General features: G+C 67.4%; 20 protein-coding genes and 1 pseudogene. 7 read left to right on the top strand and 14 right to left on the bottom strand.

Features of this window, described 5'->3' with window-relative positions:
- The first annotated feature begins 74 nt into the window (after positions 1–74).
- Together ABD974_RS18745 and ABD974_RS18740 are read left to right on the top strand one after the other, a co-directional pair.
- The gene (locus ABD974_RS18745; RefSeq protein ID WP_425562734.1) at positions 75–2,261 is read left to right on the top strand and encodes a M3 family metallopeptidase; all 2,187 of its coding nucleotides are present in this window, start codon (positions 75–77) and stop codon (positions 2,259–2,261) included.
- 119 nt (positions 2,262–2,380) lie between these two features.
- On the top strand, positions 2,381–3,232 hold the full coding sequence (locus ABD974_RS18740; protein WP_345304871.1) for an NAD-dependent protein deacetylase: 852 nt from the start codon (positions 2,381–2,383) through the stop codon (positions 3,230–3,232).
- 3 nt (positions 3,233–3,235) lie between these two features.
- Here ABD974_RS18740 and ABD974_RS18735 read toward each other — a convergent pair whose 3' ends face one another.
- From ABD974_RS18735 to ABD974_RS18725, 3 genes are all read right to left on the bottom strand, one after another.
- Positions 3,236–4,147, bottom strand: coding sequence for a DUF3298 and DUF4163 domain-containing protein (locus ABD974_RS18735; protein WP_345304870.1), 912 nt, complete (start codon positions 4,145–4,147; stop codon positions 3,236–3,238).
- A gap of 149 nt (positions 4,148–4,296) precedes the next feature.
- Positions 4,297–4,506 carry a cold-shock protein gene (locus ABD974_RS18730; protein WP_345304869.1) on the bottom strand — a complete coding sequence of 70 codons (210 nt, stop codon included), beginning with the start codon at positions 4,504–4,506 and terminating at the stop codon, positions 4,297–4,299.
- Positions 4,507–4,633: 127 nt separating this feature from the next.
- Positions 4,634–4,843, bottom strand: coding sequence for a cold-shock protein (locus ABD974_RS18725; RefSeq protein WP_137851067.1), 210 nt, complete (start codon positions 4,841–4,843; stop codon positions 4,634–4,636).
- Positions 4,844–5,418: 575 nt separating this feature from the next.
- Here ABD974_RS18725 and ABD974_RS18720 point away from each other — a divergent pair.
- Complete coding sequence (locus ABD974_RS18720; protein ID WP_345304868.1) at positions 5,419–5,598, top strand: hypothetical protein; 180 nt, start codon at positions 5,419–5,421, stop codon at positions 5,596–5,598.
- A 13-nt stretch (positions 5,599–5,611) separates the two neighbouring features.
- Here ABD974_RS18720 and ABD974_RS18715 read toward each other — a convergent pair whose 3' ends face one another.
- The 3 genes from ABD974_RS18715 to ABD974_RS18705 all read right to left on the bottom strand — a co-directional run bounded on the left by ABD974_RS18715 (position 5,612) and on the right by ABD974_RS18705 (position 8,673).
- Positions 5,612–6,232: a rhomboid family intramembrane serine protease gene (locus ABD974_RS18715; protein ID WP_345304867.1), complete on the bottom strand. Its 621-nt coding sequence runs from the start codon at positions 6,230–6,232 to the stop codon at positions 5,612–5,614.
- 27 nt (positions 6,233–6,259) lie between these two features.
- Positions 6,260–7,879 (bottom strand): POT-type proton-dependent oligopeptide transporter, encoded by a 1,620-nt coding sequence (locus tag ABD974_RS18710; RefSeq protein WP_345304866.1) that lies wholly within the window; start codon positions 7,877–7,879, stop codon positions 6,260–6,262.
- Positions 7,880–8,016: 137 nt separating this feature from the next.
- Positions 8,017–8,673 carry a glutathione S-transferase family protein gene (locus ABD974_RS18705; protein WP_345304865.1) on the bottom strand — a complete coding sequence of 219 codons (657 nt, stop codon included), beginning with the start codon at positions 8,671–8,673 and terminating at the stop codon, positions 8,017–8,019.
- Between the two features lie 142 nt (positions 8,674–8,815).
- On the opposite strand from ABD974_RS18705, the gene ABD974_RS18700 reads away from it, so the two are divergent.
- Positions 8,816–10,588: a M14 family metallopeptidase gene (locus tag ABD974_RS18700; RefSeq protein ID WP_425562739.1), complete on the top strand. Its 1,773-nt coding sequence runs from the start codon at positions 8,816–8,818 to the stop codon at positions 10,586–10,588.
- A gap of 15 nt (positions 10,589–10,603) precedes the next feature.
- On the opposite strand, the gene ABD974_RS18695 is transcribed toward ABD974_RS18700, so the two are convergent.
- The 8 genes and pseudogenes from ABD974_RS18695 to ABD974_RS18660 all read right to left on the bottom strand — a co-directional run bounded on the left by ABD974_RS18695 (position 10,604) and on the right by ABD974_RS18660 (position 16,715).
- On the bottom strand, positions 10,604–11,206 hold the full coding sequence (locus tag ABD974_RS18695) for a YdeI/OmpD-associated family protein (protein ID WP_345304863.1): 603 nt from the start codon (positions 11,204–11,206) through the stop codon (positions 10,604–10,606).
- A 25-nt stretch (positions 11,207–11,231) separates the two neighbouring features.
- Complete coding sequence (locus ABD974_RS18690) at positions 11,232–11,396, bottom strand: hypothetical protein (protein WP_345304862.1); 165 nt, start codon at positions 11,394–11,396, stop codon at positions 11,232–11,234.
- 100 nt (positions 11,397–11,496) lie between these two features.
- A pseudogene (locus ABD974_RS18685) lies at positions 11,497–12,219 on the bottom strand (sulfurtransferase); the annotation flags it as partial.
- 9 nt (positions 12,220–12,228) lie between these two features.
- Positions 12,229–12,885: an HD domain-containing protein gene (locus ABD974_RS18680; protein WP_345304861.1), complete on the bottom strand. Its 657-nt coding sequence runs from the start codon at positions 12,883–12,885 to the stop codon at positions 12,229–12,231.
- A 37-nt stretch (positions 12,886–12,922) separates the two neighbouring features.
- A complete protein-coding gene (locus ABD974_RS18675) occupies positions 12,923–14,674 on the bottom strand; it encodes a tetratricopeptide repeat-containing diguanylate cyclase (RefSeq protein WP_345304860.1) in 1,752 nt (583 codons plus the stop codon).
- A gap of 34 nt (positions 14,675–14,708) precedes the next feature.
- Positions 14,709–14,984 carry a hypothetical protein gene (locus tag ABD974_RS18670; protein ID WP_345304859.1) on the bottom strand — a complete coding sequence of 92 codons (276 nt, stop codon included), beginning with the start codon at positions 14,982–14,984 and terminating at the stop codon, positions 14,709–14,711.
- A gap of 287 nt (positions 14,985–15,271) precedes the next feature.
- Positions 15,272–16,072: an SAM-dependent methyltransferase gene (locus ABD974_RS18665; protein ID WP_345304858.1), complete on the bottom strand. Its 801-nt coding sequence runs from the start codon at positions 16,070–16,072 to the stop codon at positions 15,272–15,274.
- A gap of 79 nt (positions 16,073–16,151) precedes the next feature.
- Positions 16,152–16,715, bottom strand: a complete 564-nt coding sequence (locus ABD974_RS18660) for a GNAT family N-acetyltransferase (protein ID WP_345304857.1) — start codon at positions 16,713–16,715, stop codon at positions 16,152–16,154.
- Between the two features lie 191 nt (positions 16,716–16,906).
- Here ABD974_RS18660 and tilS point away from each other — a divergent pair, with 191 nt between their 5' ends.
- Genes tilS through ispA form a run of 3 tightly spaced genes read left to right on the top strand, consistent with a single transcriptional unit; the run spans position 16,907 to position 19,470 of the window.
- A complete protein-coding gene (gene tilS / locus ABD974_RS18655; protein WP_345304856.1) occupies positions 16,907–18,268 on the top strand; it encodes a tRNA lysidine(34) synthetase TilS in 1,362 nt (453 codons plus the stop codon).
- A gap of 31 nt (positions 18,269–18,299) precedes the next feature.
- Positions 18,300–18,569, top strand: a complete 270-nt coding sequence (locus ABD974_RS18650) for an exodeoxyribonuclease VII small subunit (RefSeq protein ID WP_345304855.1) — start codon at positions 18,300–18,302, stop codon at positions 18,567–18,569.
- Complete coding sequence (gene ispA, locus ABD974_RS18645) at positions 18,562–19,470, top strand: (2E,6E)-farnesyl diphosphate synthase (RefSeq protein WP_345304854.1); 909 nt, start codon at positions 18,562–18,564, stop codon at positions 19,468–19,470. The genes ABD974_RS18650 and ispA overlap by 8 nt, the downstream gene beginning before the upstream one ends.
- Positions 19,471–19,567: the final 97 nt, after the last annotated feature.

Genomic DNA, 19,567 nt, shown 5'->3' with positions numbered 1-19,567 from the left:
GGGCCCTGCACCCCGCCCGTCGGCTACCCTGAGCGCCGCAATTCCGCACGTTCCGCCCCGTCGAGGACCTCCCGATGAACCGCCCGCTCGCCTGCGCCCTGGCGCTGGCCCTGTCCGCCACCGCGCTCGTCGGTTGCGACAAGGACAAGAACACCGCCCCCACCGCCAACGACAAGGCCGCCATGCCCGCCGACGCCGCCCAGGACAACCCGTTCTTCGTCGAAAGCCCGCTGCCGCTGAAGTTCCCGCAGTTCGACAAGATCAAGGACAGCCACTTCGCCCCCGCCTTCGATCGCGGCATGGCCGAACAGGTCAAGGAGATCCAGGCGATCGCGGACAGCGCCGAGCCGGCGACCTTCGACAACACCATCCTCGCGATGGAGCGCTCCGGCCTGTTGCTGGGGCGCGCGATCTACGTGTTCGGCAATCTCACCAGCGCCAACACCAACGACACGCTGGACAAGATCGACGAGGAATACTCGCCGAAGTTCGCCGCGCATCGCGACGGCATCTATCTGAATCCGAAACTGTTCGAGCGCATCAAGTCGCTGTACGAGAAGCGCGACACGCTCGGCCTCGACGAACAGGGCGTGCGCCTGGTCGAGCGCTACTACACCGATTTCGTCCGCGCCGGCGCCAACCTCACCGAAGAGCAGAAGACCCGGGTCAAGGAAATCAATTCCGAGATGGCGACGCTGTCGACGAAGTTCGGCCAGAACGTGCTGGACGAAGTGAACGACTCGGCCGTGATCGTGGATTCGAAGGACGAGCTGAAGGGCCTGACCGACGAACAGATCGAAGGTCTGGCCGCGGCCGCCAAGGACAAGAAGCAGGACGGCAAGTATCTGATCGCCCTGCTCAACACCACCATCCAGCCGCTCACCGCGCAGCTCGAGAACCGCGCCCTGCGCGAGCGCATCTACAAGGCGTCGATGAGCCGCGGCAGCCGCGGCAACCAGTGGGATACCACCGACATCGTCGCGCGCGTGACCAAGCTGCGCGCCGAGCGGGCGAAGATCATGGGCTATCCGAACTACGCCGCCTTCGGCCTGGCCGAAGAAACCGCGAAGAACCCGGAAGCCGTGAACAAGATGCTGGCCCAGCTGGCGCCGGCCGCGGTGGCCAACGCCAAGGTCGAGGCCGCCGAACTGCAGGCCATGATCGACAGCGAGCAGAAGGCCAAGGGCGAACCGACCTTCCCGCTGCAGGCCTGGGACTGGGCCTACTACAGCGAGAAGGTGCGCCAGGCGAAGTACGACTTCGACGAAGCCCAGCTCAAGCCCTACCTCGAAATGAACAACGTGCTCGAAAAGGGCATGTTCTTCGCCGCCGAGAAACTCTACGGCCTGAAGTTCAAGCGCCGCAGCGACCTGCCGACCTACCATCCCGACGTCAGCGTCTACGAGATCTTCAACGAAGACGGTTCGCAGCTGGCGCTGGTGCTGGTCGACCCGTACGCCCGTCCGTCGAAGCGCGGCGGCGCGTGGATGAGTTCCTACGTCGACCAGTCGGAACTGATGGGCACCAAGCCGGTGGTCGCGCTGCATCTCAACGTGACCAAGCCGGCCGACGGCAAGCCGGCGCTGATGACCTGGGACGACGTGAACACCACGTTCCATGAATTCGGCCACGTGCTGCACGGCATGTTCTCGAACGTGAAGTATCCGTACTTCAGCGGTACGAACGTGCCGCGCGACTTTGTCGAATATCCGTCGCAGGTCAACGAAATGTGGTCGACCTGGCCGGAAGTGCTGGCCAACTACGCCAAGCATTACCAGACCGGCGAGCCGATGCCGAAGGCGCTGCTCGACAAGGTGCTGTCGGCCGAGAAGTTCAATCAGGGCTTCGCCACCACCGAATACCTCGGCGCCGCGATGCTCGACCAGCGCTGGCACCAGGTCGGCGCCGAGCAGTTGCCGGACGCCAAGGGCGTGATGGCCTACGAGGCGAAGGCGCTGAAGGACATCGGTCTGGACTACGCGCCGGTGCCGCCGCGCTACCGCACGCCCTACTTCAGCCACATCCTCGGCGGCTATGCGGCCGGCTACTACGCCTACATCTGGTCGGAAGTGATGGATGCCGACAGCGTGGAATGGTTCAAGGAAAACGGCGGCCTCACCCGCAAGAACGGCGACTGGTTCCGCGACAAGCTGCTGAGCCGCGGCGGTTCGAAGGACGCACTGCAGTTGTTCCGCGACTTCCGCGGCCGCGATCCGCAGATCGCTCCGCTGCTGGAACGTCGCGGCCTGACCGCGAAGTAAGTTCCACCGCTCCGCGTCAACGACACCGCCCGGCCCGTCCGGGCGGTGTCGTTTCCGGGCTTCGGAACATGCGCATGCACCACGCACTCGGCCCTCTGCGGATCGCATAAGCTGTCGCCATGACGCACTCGCCCGACGCAGGATCCGACATCGCCGCGGAAGCGGACACCCTGCGCGGATGGCTCGACGGCTTCGGCCGCGTGTTCGTGCTGACCGGCGCCGGTGTCAGCACCGGTTCCGGCATCCCGGATTACCGCGATGCCGGCGGCGAATGGAAACGCCCGCCCCCGGTCACCTTTCAGGCGCTGGTCGGCGACACCGCCACGTATCGTCGCTATTGGGCGCGCAGTTTCGTCGGTTGGCCGGGCTTTTCGTCGGCGCAGCCGAACGCCGCGCATCGCGCGCTGGCCGCGTTCGAAGCCACGGATCGCTGCACCGCGCTGGTCACGCAGAACGTCGATGCCCTGCATCAGCGCGCCGGCAGCCGCGCGGTCATCGATCTGCACGGGCGTCTCGATCGCGTGGTCTGCCTCGGCTGCGGCGAAGATTCCGCACGCGATGCGCTTCAGGCGCGGATGCATGGATCGAACATGGGCTGGCGTCCGCGCGATGCCGCGGCCGCGCCCGACGGCGACGCCGATATCGATGCCGCGGCGGTGGAAAAATTCGCCCCGCCGCACTGCGAGGTCTGCGGCGGCCTGCTGAAACCGGACGTGGTGTTCTTCGGCGAAAACGTGCCGCGGGCGCGCTATGTCCGGGCCGTGGCCGCATTGGAGGCGGCCGAAGCGATGCTGGTCGTCGGCTCGTCGCTGATGGTGTATTCGGGATTCCGCTTCGCGCGGATGGCGAAGGAACGCGGCCTGCCGCTGGCCGTGCTCAACCGCGGCCGCACCCGTGCGGACGCGCTCGTCGACCTGAAGCTGGAAGGCGAATGCGGCGCGGTGCTCGCCGCCGCATTCGGACGCGATTGACGCTTACTGCGTGGTCGACTGCAGCGCGGGCGGTGCCGAAGGATCCACGGCGGGTGTCGGCGCCGGCGCGACCGACACGAACATCGACCGGAACTGCGGCGCCAGCATCGGCGCCAGCACCGATGTCGGCACTTCCACCGAACGCACGCCGTCGATGTAGGGCCCGACCTGATAGGGCGGGAACACGAACCGCAGCGCCATCAGCTTGTGACCATCGGGTGCGAGCACCGGTTCGAACGCGGCGAAGGACGCGGGCGTCGGTTCGGTGCCTTCGTCGATCATGCGCCCGACCGTGCGCATGACTTCGGCGCGCTCGGCTGGCGGCAGTTCGTCGGCGTCCACGCGCTGCGACAGCGACGCATGCAATTGTTCGCGGGTGTAGTCCGAGATCGCGACCCAACTGGCGGCCTCGGGGAACAGGTCGTTCGCGGTCAACAGCCGGTTCTGCTGCGGCAGCCAGACGAATCGCGCCACCAGCGGCGCGCCGTGCGCACCGCCGGTGTAGCTGGTGCCTTCCACGCCCACCGCCACGATCTCGGGCGTTTCCGCCTGCAGCGTGAAATTCAGCGACAGTTCGTAGGGGCCGCTCTGCTTGGCCGGGTCGGCGGCCTGGACCGATTTCAGCAGCTCGGCGCGCGCGCCGTTCGCATAACGCTGCAGGGCCTCGGCGAGGCCCGGGTATTTCTTCGCTGCGGGCGGATAGCTGATGCCGACGACATAGCGGGCATCCTGTTCGATCACGTCCTTCAGATCCACGGCCGCCGGCGGCGCGGGGGCCGGCGCGGGCGCTTCGACCTGCGCCTGCGGCGCAGCGTCGTCGTTTTTCTTGCACGCGCCCAGGCCCAAGGCGAGGGTCAGGGCGACCGCCAGCATCGCCGGGGTCTTCACGGAAAACTTGGGAATGGAGGTGCGCATGGGGGACGCATGTCGGGACGAGGTCCCGTTCGCAATGGGGGAGTGGGCGCAGGATAGCGGAAGCGGCGGCGACGGTGCGCACCGGCAGACGGCAGACACAAAAAAGCCCCGGGCGCGAACGCCCGGGGCCCGGTACCGGCGACGCTGGATTACAGCGCCTGGACTTCGTCGGCCTGCAGGCCCTTCTGGCCCTGCACGACCTTGAAGGTGACCTGCTGGCCTTCCTTCAGCGACTTGAAGCCGTTGCCCTGGATCGAGCGGAAGTGGACGAAGAGGTCCTGGCCGCTTTCCGGGGTGATGAAGCCAAAACCCTTGGCATCGTTGAACCACTTGACGGTGCCGCTCTGACGATCTGACATGTTGCGTTTGCTCCTGAGAATTGCTGGACGGTGCCGCCGGGCTCCGCCTGACGGCGGAGGCCCCCCGGGGGAACCAATAAAAAACCCCGGACGAGTGCGCCCAGGGTGTTGTCTCGGCGACGCTGTATTACAGCGCCTGGACTTCGTCGGCCTGCAGGCCCTTCTGGCCCTGCACGACCTTGAAGGTGACCTTCTGGCCTTCCTTCAGGGACTTGAAGCCGGTGCCCTGGATGGAGCGGAAATGGACGAACAGGTCCTGGCCGCTTTCCGGGGTGATGAAGCCATAGCCCTTGGCATCGTTGAACCACTTGACGGTGCCGCTCTGACGATCGGACATGGGTGTTACTCCTCACTACTTTCAACAGTTTGTGGATACACGGGGCCTTGCGAGCGCCGCGACTGTCTAGCCAGGGGTAACGCGAACGATGAGCGGATCGTCTGGGGCCGACCGTGGAACGGTTGCTGCCTTGGATCTACCATCGGGCCACGATGTACCGTGATCCCGCTTGGAACAGTGCGCCCACCATACACCACAACGCCGCCGTTTTGTGAAGTGGGGGATGGAACTTTTTTCGTGGCTGGCGGTCGCCGCCCGTCGGCTGGCGGCCCGCCGCAGGCCGAACGGCGATGACATGCGATTTCACCCGGAGATTCCGCTGCGCGAGCCCGATTCCGCCTGCGGGCGGCCGAAACGACCACGGACCCGACCCGGCGGGTCAGCAACGCCCCCGGTCGGTCGAAAGTGACGCGCTGCGGCAAGTTTCCGCGGCGACCGAGGGCACGGATCGATTGGCACGCTTCCTGCTTGAACACTCTGCGAATCACCCGTGCAGCGTGTCCCGCTTTATCGCAGGTTTCATCGCAATGCGTTCCACCCGAGTCCAACGCGACGACGACCTTTCGAGGAGTCCAATGCAACCCGAAGTACCCACCGCCAACGTCAGCGACGACGCCGTCGTCGCGCGTCTCTACGACCTCGCCCGCCAGGGCGACACCGCCACCCGCGAGTACCAGCTGCTGGATTACGTGATCCAGAAACGCCTGCAGCAGACCTACGGCGGCGAATATACCCGCGCCGCCTACGCGGCGTGACGGAACGGACTGGTCAGCCCCCGAAGTCGGGGCTGACCAGTCGGCGCAGGAAGTGCCCGGCCAGCGCCGGCTGCTGCAGCAACGTGAACAACAGGCCGTAGAGCGCGCCCCACAGGTGGGCGCTGTGGTTGATGTTGTCGCCGCCGCGCTTGTCCATCCAGATGCTGTACCAGATGTACAGGCCGGCGAACACGAACGCCGGCACCGGCAGCACGAAGAACAGCACGATGCCGCCCCACGGGTCGAGCAGCACCGACGCGAACAGGACCGCCGATACCGCCCCCGAAGCCCCCAGGCTGCTGTAGCGGGCGTCGTGACGGTGGCGCAGATACGTCGGCAGGATCGCGACGACTATCGCCGACAGATAGAACAGCAGATAGCCCACCGGCGTGATCCGGGCGCTGAAGTACGCTTCCATCAATCCGCCGAACGAATACAGCGTGATCATGTTGAACGCGAGGTGCATGCCGTTGGCGTGGATGAAGCCGTGGGTCAACAGCCGGTCGTACTCGCGGCGACGGTCGATCGCCGGCGGCCACAGGATCAGCCGCTGGAACAGCGAATCGCGCTCCCAGGCCTGCCACGACACGATGACGGTGATCGCGATCAACGCGAGCGTGATGTAGGCGGTCATGCGCGCGCTCCGCGGCGACCGGCGGGGTCAGGCTTCACGGTAATAATCCTGCATCGGATAGCGCCGCGCGTACAAGGCGAAGATCATCGCCGCGGCGAACGCGAAGCCGGCGAAGAAGAACATCAGGAAGGCGTTTTCGCTCAACCCGGTCGAGCCGATCCACGTCTTCATCGCCTCGTTCTTCACCCCCGCATTGGTGAGCAGCACCCAGACGTTGCCGAAAGTCACCGACAGCATCCAGAAACTCATGATCACGCCCTTCATCGCCGGGGGCGACTGGCTGTAGGCGAATTCGAGGCCGGTCGCCGACACCAGCACCTCGCCGAAGGTGAGCAGCGCGTAGGGCACGATCTGCCACGCCAGCGACACCGGATCGCCGCCATCGAGCCACAGCTGGATCACGCCCGCGAGCACCCACGCCAGCCCCGAGAACCCGATGCCGAAGCCCATCCGGCGCAGCGCGGTGACCTTGAAACCGAGTTTCGTCAGCAATGGATACAGCACGAGGTTGTTGAACGGGATCAGCAACATGACCAGCAGCGGATTCAGCGCCTGCATCTGCGCGGCTTCCTTCACCAGCCAACTCGGCCACCACCAGAGGTCGTGCGGCACGATCATCTCTTTGCCCTGCAGCACCCAGGTCGAAGCCTTCTGATCGAACAGCGACCAGAACGGACTGACGATCGCGAACACGATCAGGATCCGCAGCACCGCGCGCACACCGTCGACCGCCGCATCCGGATGCGCGCCGCGCGCGCGTTCGAGCTGCAGCGCCGTGCCGATGCCGCCCAGCGCGAGCACCGCGCCCAGCGCGAGGCAGAACGAGATCACGAAGCCGAATTTCTCCGGCCACCACGCCGGCGAAACGGCCCAGCCGACCAGCAGCGCGAACGCGAGCAGCACGCCGGACGCGGCCACCACGGTGCCGACGCCCTTGTCGCCGCGCGCGCCGCCACGCAGTGCGGTCATGGTCACGCTCATGAAGGAATCGGGATCGCGCGGCGCCGGCGGTACGTTGGTGTATTTGTGCCGGCCCATCCAGAAGATGATCGTGGCGATGAACATCAGCACGCCCGGGATGCCGAACGCGATCGCCGGCCCGTAGGCGCTGAGGATTCGCGGCATCAGCAGCGAGGCGAAGAACGAACCGAAGTTGATCGTCCAGTAGAACGCGTCGTAGACGATTTTCGCGAGATGCTTGTTCGACTGGTTGAACTGGTCGCCGACGAACGACGAGACCAATGGTTTGATGCCGCCCGAGCCCAGCGCGATGAGGAACAGGCCCGTGTAGAAACCGGTCCGGTTGCCCTCGAACAGGGCCAGACAGGCGTGGCCGGCGCAGTACAGCAGCGACAGCCAGAAGATCGTGTGGTACTTGCCGAAAAAGCGGTCCGACAGCCAGCCGCCGAGCAGCGGGAAGAAATACACGCCGATGACGAAACTGTGGAAGACCTCCTTGGCCATGCCCTCGCGCTCGGCCTCGGGCAGGTAGGACAGCAGCACGCTGCCGATCAGGAACGGTACCAGGATGTTGCGCATCCCGTAGAAGCTGAAGCGTTCGCAGGCCTCGTTGCCGATGATGTAGGGGATCTGGCGGGGCAGGCGGGCCGGGTCGCCGGCCGGAGTCGCTTCAGCGGCTGCGGTCATGAAAGATCTCTCGATTGGGAAACGGGCACGGGGCGGACAGAGCGCCGAGTGTAGTGGGGAAGCGGGCGGGCGCGCATGTCCCCGCCCCGGCGACTGTCGCGACCGCCGTTCAGCCGGACACGATCAGTGCGACGAACTCACGCCCACTCGGTCAGCCCTTCGCGTGCGTACAACTGCGCGAACGACGGACGCGCCTTCAACCGCGCCGCGAGCGCGGCCAGATGCGGCCATTCGGTGGCGGGCTTCGGCATGTTGCGCGACCAGCGCATCAGCATGACCAGATAGAAATCGGCCGCGCTCGGACGCCCGCCCAGCAGATGCGGGCCGTGTTCCGCGAGGTGCCGATCGATCCGGTCCCACTGCGCTTCGATCCGCGGCCGCACGTGCTGCAGCACGGCATCGGCCTGCGCCTCGCCGGCGGGTTCGTGGGGATACCACCACTGCCGGAACAGCGGCTGCACCATGTTGGCGAGATTGAACATCCACTGGGTGTAATCGATCCGCTGCGGATCCGCGAGCGTCGGTGCCAGACCGGCGGCCGGGAAGGCATCCGCCAGATGCACCAGCAGGGCCGCGGCTTCGTAGTGCGCGCGGCCGTCGATCACCAGCGTCGGCACCACGCCGTTGGGGTTCAGCGCGAGATACTCCGGCGTCTTCTGCGCGCCGGCCTTGGTGTCTACCAGGGCGAGGACGTGCGGCGCATCCAGTTCGATCAACAGCCAATGCACGACCAGGCTGGCGGCGCCCGGCGCGTAGTACAGCGTGTACGGTGAGGTGTCGTGCGAGGCGGTCATGGCATCTCCGGCGCGAAGCCGCCAAGTGTCGCACAGCCTTCCGGCCGACCGGACATGACCATCGACAGGCCTCCGGACGCCTCGTGCGGGGCACAATGCAAGGTCGCCACCACTTTCCCCATTGCCCATGCGCATCTCACGCCTGCCTGCCACCGCCCTGCTCGCCCTCGCGCTCGCCCTGCCCGCTTCGGCGGCCTCGCCGGCCGACACCGACGCGCTGCGGACCGAAGCCGAACGCAGCGGGTTCGCGCGCACCGGCCGCTACGCCGAAGCGATCGCGCTCTGCGACGCGTTCGCGCGGCGTTACCCCGATGCCGTGCGCTGCATCGACTTCGGCACCACGCCCGAAGGCCGGCCGATGAAGGCGCTGGTGGTCACGCGCAGCGGCGCGCGCACGCCGGAACAGGCGCGCGCCGCCGGCCTGCCGGTGTTGCTGGTACAGGGCGGCATCCACGCCGGCGAGATCGACGGCAAGGACGCGGGTTTCCTCGCCCTGCGCGACGCGCTGGACGGCAAGGCCGCGCGCGGCGCGCTGGAGAAACTGGTGCTGGTGTTCGTGCCGGTGTTCAACATCGACGGCCACGAACGCTTCGGCGCCTGGAACCGGCCGAACCAGGTCGGCCCCGCGGAAATGGGGTGGCGCACCACCGCACGCAATTTCAATCTCAACCGCGACTATGCCAAGGCCGATGCGCCGGAAATGCAGGCGATGCTGGCGCTGATCGAGGCCTGGGATCCTGTCGCGAGCATCGACCTGCACGTCACCGACGGCGCCAAGTTCGAGCACGACGTGTCGATCCAGGTCGAACCGGTGCACGCCGGCGACGACGCGCTGCGCACCGCAGGACTGCAACTGCGCGACGGCACTCTGGATCGCCTGCGTCGCCAGGGCTCGCTGCCGCTGCCGTTCTACCCTTCGTTCGTCGAAAACGACAACCCCGCGTCCGGGTTCGTCGACGGCGTGGCGCCGCCGCGCTTCTCCACCGGCTATTTCCATCTGCGCAATCGCCTCGGCATGCTGGTGGAAACGCATTCGTGGAAGGATTATCCGACCCGCGTGCGGATCACCCGCAACACCGTGGTCGCGGTGCTGGAACTGACCGCGCAACACGGCGCCGAGTGGCGCAGGCTCGCCGATGCGGCCGATGCGCGCGCCGCCGCGCTCGGCGGACAGCCGGTGCCGCTGACCTGGACCGCGACCGACAAGGTCCGCACGATCGATTTCCGCGGCTATGCCTATACCCGCACCCCGTCGGATGTCTCCGGCAGCACGATGACGCGCTACGACGACACCCGACCGCAGATCTGGACCCTGCCGCTGCGCGACGAAATCGTGCCCGCGCTGCGGATCGTGGCGCCGAAGGGCGGCTACGTGGTGCCGGCGGCCTACGCCGAACCGGTGGCGGCGAAACTGCGCCAGCACGGTATCGCCTTCTCGCGAATGCAGGCCGCGCATCCGCGGGCCGCATTGCAGGCGTTCCGCGACGAAACGCCGACCTTCGCCGCGACGCCGGTCGAAGGTCGCCAGCGCCTGACCGTGGACGGCGAATGGGCCGCCGAAACCCACGACATCGCCGCGGGCGCGCTGTTCGTGCCGATCGCGCAGCCGAAGGCGCGGCTGGCGATGTCGCTGCTGGAACCGACGGCGCCGGACTCGTTGCTGGCGTGGGGGCATTTCAACAATGCGTTCGAGCGCAAGGAATACATGGAGGATTACGTCGCCGAGGACGTGGCGCGCGAAATGCTCGCGCGCGACCCGGCGCTGCGCGCCGCGTTCGAGGACAAGCTGAAGACGGATGCGAAGTTCGCCGCCGACCCGAACGCGCGCCTGGAGTTCTTCTATCGCCGCCACAGCGCCTGGGACGAACGCTTCGGGCTGTATCCGGTGATGCGGAGCGACGAGCCGCTTCGCTGATCCGTCACGACGCGCTCAGCAGCGTTCGTACTTCCAGCTGCGGGATTTGCCTTCGCCCAGCCATTCCAGCGCCTGCGCGATCCGGCGGGCGCGGGTCTCGGCACGCTTGGCCTCGAGGATCCATTCGAGGTATTCGCGGCGGTGGCTCGGCGGGAAACCCTCGTAGGCCTTGCGCGCCGCCGGGTTCGCGGCCAGCGCCTTCGCGAAATCGTCAGGCGGATCGGGCAACGGCCGCGGCGCTGCGGCCTTGCGCGCAACCGGTCTTTTCGTACCGGCTTCGTTCAACCGCATCGCCTTGCGGAGATGGGTGAGCAGTTGCCGCTTCGGCGGCAGGTCGCGGACCGAGGTCAGTTTTCCGAAGCTGCCCATGCCTTCGTTGCGCTCACCGCCGACGACATCGGCATGGCGCCAGAAACCGAACGAGGCGTGCTGTTTGAACGCCGCCATGCCGCAGAGGATGGCACCGGCGTGGACGAACGTGGGCATGCCCCATTTCATGGTTTCCTCGACATCCGGGCAGGCCTCGTGGACCAGCGCCCGCACATGTTCGAGGATCGGCCGTGCGAACGCCGCGGATGTCGCGATGTAGGTGTCGATGCGCGGATCGCGTGCGGCCATCACTAGCTCCCACCAAAGGCATCGCTCAGACGAAAGGACGCGGCAGCCCCACCATCGGCGCGAGGAACCAGTAGGCGCCGCACAGCACCGCCCCCCACCAGAACAGCTTGAACACGAACTTCACCACCTTGATCGCGAAATACGCTGCCACGATCGCCAGCACCAGTCCGATCCACCCCATCTCAGCCATCGATCCGCGCTCCGGCGCTGCGGGCACCACCGCCCGTTGCGGATTCTGCACGCTCCACGCGCGGAAAGGGAGCCGGCATCGTGGCCGGCATCGGGGGCCGCACCGGATCCAGTCCCGGCCCCAGCGCGACGCGGTCGTCGAAGACGAAACAGGCGCCGTCGTAGCCGAAGCCGCCCACCGCCTCGAAATAGCCGAGGATGCCGCCATCGAGCTGCAGCACGTTGTCCATACCCTGCGCGCGCATCCACAGCGCGGCCTTCTCGCAGCGGATGCCGCCGGTGCAGAAACTCACCACCGTGGCGTCGGTCCAGGCGTCGCGTTGGGCCAGCACCGCATCCGGAAGTTCGGTGAAGTTGTCGATCGGCAGCGTCAGCGCATCGACGAAGCTGCCGTAGGCCACTTCCTCGCGATTGCGCGTATCCAGCAGCACGAGTCGTCGCCCATCGTCGTCGCAGCCCTGCGCGATCCAGCGCGCCAGCGCCTCGGGCAGGACCGCGGGCGCGCGGCCCGCGATCGGCTCGGCGTCGGGCATGCGGAAACTGATGATCTCCGGTTTCACCTTCACCTTGAGTCGCGCGAAAGGCAGCGCATCGGACTCGCTGGCCTTGACGATGAGATCGGCGAAGCGCGCATCCGCGCGCAGCGCGGCGACGAATCCGTCGATGGCGTCCGGGCCGCCGGCGAGAAACAGATTGACGCCCTCGCCCGCGACCAGAATGGTGCCGCGCAGGTCGGCGGCTTCCGCGCGTGCGCGCAGGACCCCGGCCAGCGCGTCCGGGTCTTCGACGACGACGAAATGGTAGGCGGCGATGTTCTTGATCATGCGGGGATTTTACCCGGCGACCGCGGCCTCGAGATTGCGCCGCGCCTGCGCTTCGTAGCGTTCGCGGAAGAAATCGCTGAGATAGATCCGCTCCGATTCGAGCAGCATGCGGAAGAACGCACGTCGTCTGCGTCGATAAAGCCAGCGCGGGACCGCGCGGTATTCCTCGGCGATGGCGCGATCGTAGGCGGCGAAGACGTCCGGCGCGGCGCCCAGGATCGCCATGTCGCAATCCAGGAAACGGCGCATGTCGTCGCCGTCGGCGTCGCGGGCGAAATCGTCGGGCCGCCACGCGCCGTGACGCGCGGTGGCTGCGATCAGGGCGCTCACGCGCGCGCGGTCGATGTCGGCTTCCGGCCACCAGCGCGCGAGATGGGTTTCGGCCAATTGCGCCGAGCGCGCTTCGTTGTCGCGACGGCCCGGCACATAGATCGCGTCGTGATACAGCACCGCGAACCAGACCTCGTGCGGCCGATGCCAGCCCGGCCCATCGGCGACCTCGCGGTAATGCACCAGCACGTCGCGCATGTGGCCGGCATGGTGATAGGCGCGCGGCGGGGTGGCGTAGGCTTCGCGCAGGGCCTGCCATTGCGCAGGGAGCAGGGTCAGCGGGCCTTCCGCTTCCGGGCCGATGGGGTCGGAGGCGGAGGCGGGAGCGGCATTCATGGCCAGGATGCACGGGCCGGCAAGGCCGGCCAAGGCATCAGCTGTTGATCACGGTCAGGCTGGGAGAACGCTTCGGCGTCTTGTACTCGGCCGCAGTCTCGGCGGTGTAGGCGCAGACGCGATTGCGGCCCTCGTTCTTCGCGCGGTACAGCATCTGGTCGGCGTGCGAGAGCAGGCGCGACAGGTCATAACCGGACTGCGCGGTGGAGCTGACGCCGAAACTCGCGGTGACCACGAACGAATAACCGCTTTCGCGGGTGTCGATCTGGGCGAGCTGCGAACGGCAGTCCTCTGCCAGACGCGCGGCAGCGGCGAGATCGAAACCGCGCAGGAGCACCGCGAATTCCTCGCCGCCGATGCGGCCGAGGTAATCGACCTTGCGGCAGTGCGCGGAACAGGTCTTGCCGACCTGCTTCAGCACCCAGTCGCCGGCGCCATGGCCGTAGGTGTCGTTGATCGCCTTGAAATGATCGAGGTCGAACATGACCAGCGCGGCGGAATCGCCGGCCCGCGCGGCGTCGACCAGCGCGCGCTCGGATTTCTGGGTGAAGAAATGGCGATTGCCCAGGCCGGTCAGGGTGTCGGTCTGCGCCAGACGCTGCAACTGCCCCTGATGACGCTTGATCTGGATCACCCAGAACACGATCGCGCCGAGCATCACCAGCAGCAGCCCAGCGACGAGCCGGGCCTTCTGGGTACTGGCGCGCTCCAGCGCGAGTTGCGCCGCCTGTTGCTTGGTCTCGTGGCGCACGATTTCGTAGGCCAGCTCGCGGGCGCGGATGTCGCTCTGGTGCGCCATCTCGGCCTCGGCGTAGCGCTTGTAGAGATCCAGCGCCACCGACGGCTTCTCGCGATCCGCCGCGATCCTGTACAGCGTGTTGTAAGCGCTGACGAGCGTGGCGGAAGACTTGATCTGCTCGCCCATCGCGACGGTCATCTTCGCGTGTTCCTCGGCAGACTTGACGTCGCCGAGCTTCAGCTTGAGATCAGCGATCAGCGCATGCACGCCGGCGATCAGTCGCGGGTAGCGCGTGGCCTCGACTTCCGGAAGCATCTGCTCCAGCAGCGCGATCGCCCGGTCGGGCGAGCCGTCGGCGGCGAATTTCCTCGCCAGGATGCTGCGGGCGATGTTGGCCGCGATGCGCTCGTTCTGCTTCGCGCACTGATCGACCACCGACTGGATCAAGCCGTCCTGAGCCGGCAGCGCGCCCAGTTCGAACTGCGACACCAGCCGATGATGGCCGGCGATGCAGCGCATGCGTTCGTTGGGCTTGTCGGCCAGGACTTCATCGGCATAGCGCAGCGCGATGCGATGCTGGCCGATCTCGCCGTAGAGCAGCGCGCCATTGGCCATGCCTTCGTGGCGGATCGCGATGTCCGGCACCTGCTTGCGCATGGCCATGGCTTTCTGCAGATAGCGCAGGCCGGTGCTCAGGTCGCGGTTGATCGCCGAAAAGCTGGCGACCAGGCCGCCTGCCCGGTATTTGATGCTCGGATCGCCGGTCTCGTCGTACAGCCGCTTGGCCATCTCGGCGCCCTTGGCGAGTTGGTCGCCATAGATGCCGACCTCATAGGCCTGGAGGTATTTCAGCTTGTCGCGCTGCAGACGCGTGATCTGCCGATTGTCCGCGCGGAGCTGTTCCATCAGCTCCGCGAAACGTTTCGGGTCGGAGCTACGGGCGGCATCGGCCTTCTGCAACATCGCATCGAACGGCTCCGTGGTCTGCGCGAACACGGGGATCGCGACGACCATGAGCACGAAAACAGCTACCAGACGCTTCCATTGCATAAGCACACCCTGCCCTCTCATTGGCTGTGCAGGCTTACTCTGCCTGCTTCTTCTCTTCGCCGTCCTCACCGTCGCCGGGCACATCTTCGTCCTGCTGCGGCTTTTCTTCCGGTGCGGCGACCATGCACATCATGAACGGCCGACCGTCGAGGAGGTCGTTGAGCTTCGAATGATCGCGAAGAACCAGTGCTTCCCGGGACTCCTGATCCGCGTCCAGCATCGCAATCGCAGCCTCGTAATCGGCCGCATTCATCCTGGCCATGGCTGCGTTGGCGCCCATGGACTCGAGAAACTGGATCACATTGGACATCACATTCCCCCAATTTTGCTTGATGTTTGAACGCGGAACCGGCCGTTCGTCGGACAGTTCCCCTTCGCTTCGAGGCGGGCGCGGGCACGCAGACCCCCTGTCATCCACGGCGTTTCCCCGAACCGCAGGTCTGCATTGCCGCAACCGCGTCTTCAGGCTATGCGAAAACCCCATCCCCATCAATCACTTCTGGCCTTCTTTTGTCGGATGGCACAATTCTCACTGCATCATGAGATCACGGTGCTGCAGGGCTGATGCAGCCCGGTCGCGACGGGCCATCGACGGTATCAATCGGCAGCGGACGCTGCGTCGATGGCCGCAATCCGGGCCAGCATCGCGTCGTTGCGCACCAGCGGCTGCGCCGGTGGCACGACGAGCGTGGTCTGCAGGCGCAGATCCGCCTCGGGCAACGCCGACAGCGGCATGCGCTCCATCCGCGGGAGGGCGATCGGCAGAGTCGCCGCTTCGTAGGCGATGACCTCGTGTCCGGGCGGGTAGCCCTCTTCGATCAACAGCTCCACCAGCAACCTGCGATAAGGCGCCCCGGTGGCGTAGCGCGACAGCGAGCGGTCGCCGGCCAAGCCGATCTGCCAGAGAATGAGATAGGCGGACGGATCGATGCGTCGGCGATGGAACATCAGCTGGCTGGTTTCGTAGTGCTGACAACCGAAGGTGCAGGGGTCGATGCCCAGATCCGCGTACAGGCAGTCCTCGGCGGAAATGCCCGGATGCATGTCCGCGTCGAAGCCTTCGCCGCGCGCGATCGCGATCGCATCGTGCGGGACCTGCGCGAACACGCCGGGATGCCCGTAGAACACGCCGCAGACGCGGCGGCCGGCACGCACCTCCGACATCATCGCTTCGATCATGTCGGCGTAACTTTCGGTCCGCCTCCTGCCCTCGGCATAGAACGGCTGCAGGCTGCGCATATCGGGGCGCATCTGCTGCAGCCACAATTCGACGATGGCGTCGGACACCAGCACGAAGACGACGTCCGCCGTTTCGATCTCGCTGCGCGCGCGCGGGCTGATGTGGGCGCCGAGCATCATGCCCAGGCCGACCGCGCAGAAACTGCCTTTCGTATTCATGGATCGATTCTCGACGGGGAGGTAGACGACGCCGAACGATCTGCCGGCGGCGACGCGGAACGATGGAGCGGACTCGCGATCATCGCGGTCCACGCTGCAGCCATGCGGATTTCGTCATCCGCCATTCCTGCAGGGCGGCATCGTCCCGCGCCTGCGGCGCGAAATGCAGCGAGGCGCCGAGGCGTCCGACCCGGGCATTGCCCGGCGCATGGCGCGCGGTCGCGGCCGTCGCGTCGACGCCCCATCGATCGCCGAACAACGCCTGCAACAGGGCGTCGCTGATTTCGACGCCGAGCCGGCGGCCCTGCCATGCCGGCAACACCATCAGCCCGAGCTCGACGACGCCCGGATCGGCACCGGAACGGACCATGGACTGCATGCCGATGGCGGCATCCGAAGCCCGATCCGCGAGTCGCCAATAGCGCGCGCGCATCGGGGATTCGCGGTTGTATCCGCAGGCTTTTTCGAACACCGCGTCGGCGGCCGCTGCATCGAGCACGGGGCCGATGTGGGCCATCATCCGGGGGTCGGTGTACAGCGCGCGGTAGAGCGCGCGATCGCGGGCGTCGATCAGTCGCGCGCGGACACGCGGGGTTTCGAAGCCCCAGTCGATGGCGCCGTCGATCGGGTCGTGCGTCTCCATCAGCGGAAAGCCATGTCGTCGTCGAGCGTTGTGGGCCGGGTGTCCGCGACGTCGATGATCGTATGGGTCGGCATGAGCGCAAATCTCCGGCGGCACGCGGGGCGCCCGCGCGGGCGCACGATAGCAGGCCGGCCGAACGCTGGCGCACAACGCCGCCGGGCGCAACTCTCGATCGGCGTTAGCATGTCGGGATGACCGAGGCCCCCACCCTCCGCCGCCCTACCCTCGACCTGATCCCACCGTCGCTGGCGACGTCGCCGGTCGTGTTGGCCCTGAGCGGTGGCCTCGACTCCACGGTGCTGCTGCACCGGCTGGGTGCGGACGCCGCCATCCGCGCGCGCGGGCTGCGTGCGCTGCATGTGCACCACGGCCTGCAGCCCGAGGCCGATGCCTGGGCCGAGCACTGCCGCGATGTGTGCGGGGCCTGGGGCATCGCGCTCGACGTCGTGCGGGTCGACGTGCCGCGCGACAGCGGGCTGGGGCCCGAAGGCGCGGCGAGACAGGCTCGGCGGAACGTATTCGCCGCAGCGCTGCGCGCGGACGAATGCCTGGCGCTGGCGCAGCATCTCGACGATCAGGCCGAAACGTTCCTGTTGCGCGCGCTGCGCGCATCGGGGCCCGAGGGACTGGCTGCGATGCGCCCGTGGCGGCGCTTCGCCGCCGGTTGGATGTGGCGCCCGCTGCTGGACACCCCACGGGACGCGCTGCGCGCCTACGGTCTGGGGCACGGACTGGCCTGGGTCGACGACCCGAGCAATGCCGACACCGGCTTCGATCGCAATTTCCTGCGCCATCGCGTACTGCCGTTGCTGCGCGAGCGTTGGCCGCATGCGGACGCGGCGTTCGCGCGGGCCGCAGGACTCTGCTGCGAAGCCGGCGATCTGCTGGCAGCGCAGGATGAGGGCCTGCTGGCCTCGCTGCGCGAGGAAGTCGGCCGCGGGCTGTCGGTGCAGGCGCTGCGCACGCTTTCGCCGGCCCGGCGCGCGCGCGCGCTGCGGCACTGGGTGGCTCAGCTGGCGTGGCCGCCGCTGCCGGCCGGTGGCATCGCGCGGATCGTGACCGACCTGATCGCGCGGGACGCGGTTGGCGACCGCATGCCGACCTTCGCCTGGCACGGCGTCGAAATCCGGCGCTGGCGCGAGGCGCTGCATGCGGTCGACCCCGGGCGTGCGTTGCCGCCGGACTGGTCGACGCTCTGGGACGGGCGCGCGCCGCTCGCGCTGCCCAACGGCGACCGTCTGGCCCTGGAAGGCGTGGACGGCTTCCCCAGTCGGCTGCGCGCGCATGCGCGCAGCGGCGGCGAGCGCATCCTGCTGCCCGACCGCGGCCATCATCATCTGTTGAAGCGCGTGCTGCAGGAATTCGACATCCCGCCCTGGGAGCGCGCGCAGATGCCGCTCCTCAGTACCGAGGATGGGCATCTGCTCGCGGCCGGCGATCGTATCCGTTCGGCCGGCTTCGACTACTGGCTCACCACGGTGGGCGGGAGGCTGGTGTGGGCCCGGCGATCGGCCGCCGGCGTACCGACGCCATCGCCGCCGCGGCGGACATGAAAAACAACATCGCACGCTCTACACTGCGGCCATGGCCCGAAAGACAGCATCCGACATCGCAGACGCCCCCGCCGACACCTCGCCCGTCGCCGACTTCGAACAGTCGCTCGACGCGCTGGAAGCGCTGGTCGAAAAAATGGAACAGGGGCAGATGAGCCTCGAAGACTCGCTCGCCGCCTACGAACGCGGCGTCGGTCTGTATCGCCGCTGCCAGCAGGCGCTGGAACAGGCCGAACTGCGGGTGCGCCTGCTCAGCGATCCGGAACAGCCCGACGGCGCCGAAGACTTCGGCGATGACTGAGCCGTCTTCGGCGGCGACTGTCCCCGAACCCGCCGCCATCTTCGCCGCCTGGCGAGAGCGCACGGACGCGGCACTGGCGCAGGCACTGTCGGCGCTTCCCGATGCGCGGCTCCGCGCCGCGATGCGCCACGCGGCCTTGCTCGGCGGCAAGCGCATCCGACCGCTGCTGGTCTACGCCACCGGGCATCTGCTGGGGGCCGCGGACGATGCGCTCGATGCGCCTGCCGCCGCGATCGAACTGATCCACGCCTATTCGCTGGTCCACGACGACCTGCCGGCGATGGACGACGACGCCCTCCGCCGCGGCCAGCCCACGGTGCACGTGGCGTTCGACGAGGCCACCGCCATCCTCGCCGGCGACGCGCTGCAGACATTGGCATTCCAGCGACTCGCCGAATCGCCGCTGCCGGCCGAGGCCCGGATCGCGATGGTGCGCGAACTCGCACGGGCTGCCGGTGCCGAAGGCATGTGCGGGGGCCAGGCACTGGACATCGACGCCACCGGCAGCGGCGGCGCCATTTCGCTGGACGCGCTGCGCAGGCTGCACGCGATGAAGACCGGTGCGCTGCTGCGATGCGCGGTGCGACTGGGAGCGATCGTCGGCGCCGCGGATCGCGATGCCGGCGTCGCGCTGGATCGCTATGCCGAAGCCCTCGGCCTGGCGTTCCAGATCCGCGACGACCTGCTCGACATCGAAAGCGACAGCGCCACGCTGGGCAAGACCGCCGGCAAGGATCTGGCGCAGAACAAAGCGACCTTTCCCGCGCTGCTGGGCATGGATGGCTCGCGCGCGGCGCTGGCCGGGCTGGCCGAGGAGATGCACGCGGCGCTGGCGTCGTTCGGCGAACGCGCTGCACCGCTGGCGGCGCTGGCGCGCGAAGTCGTCGAGCGCGATCGCTGATCCATCTCCCCGGTAGAGCGGCCTTCAGGCCGCTGCTCTTTTTCCAGATTCACGAAAAAGCAGCGGCCTGAAGGCCGCTCTACCGGGTCGGAATGCG

It is taken from the genome of Lysobacter hankyongensis (assembly GCF_039543145.1).
GTDB classification, from domain to species: domain Bacteria; phylum Pseudomonadota; class Gammaproteobacteria; order Xanthomonadales; family Xanthomonadaceae; genus Lysobacter_I; species Lysobacter_I hankyongensis.
This window is presented reverse-complemented; position numbering and strand designations above follow the sequence as displayed.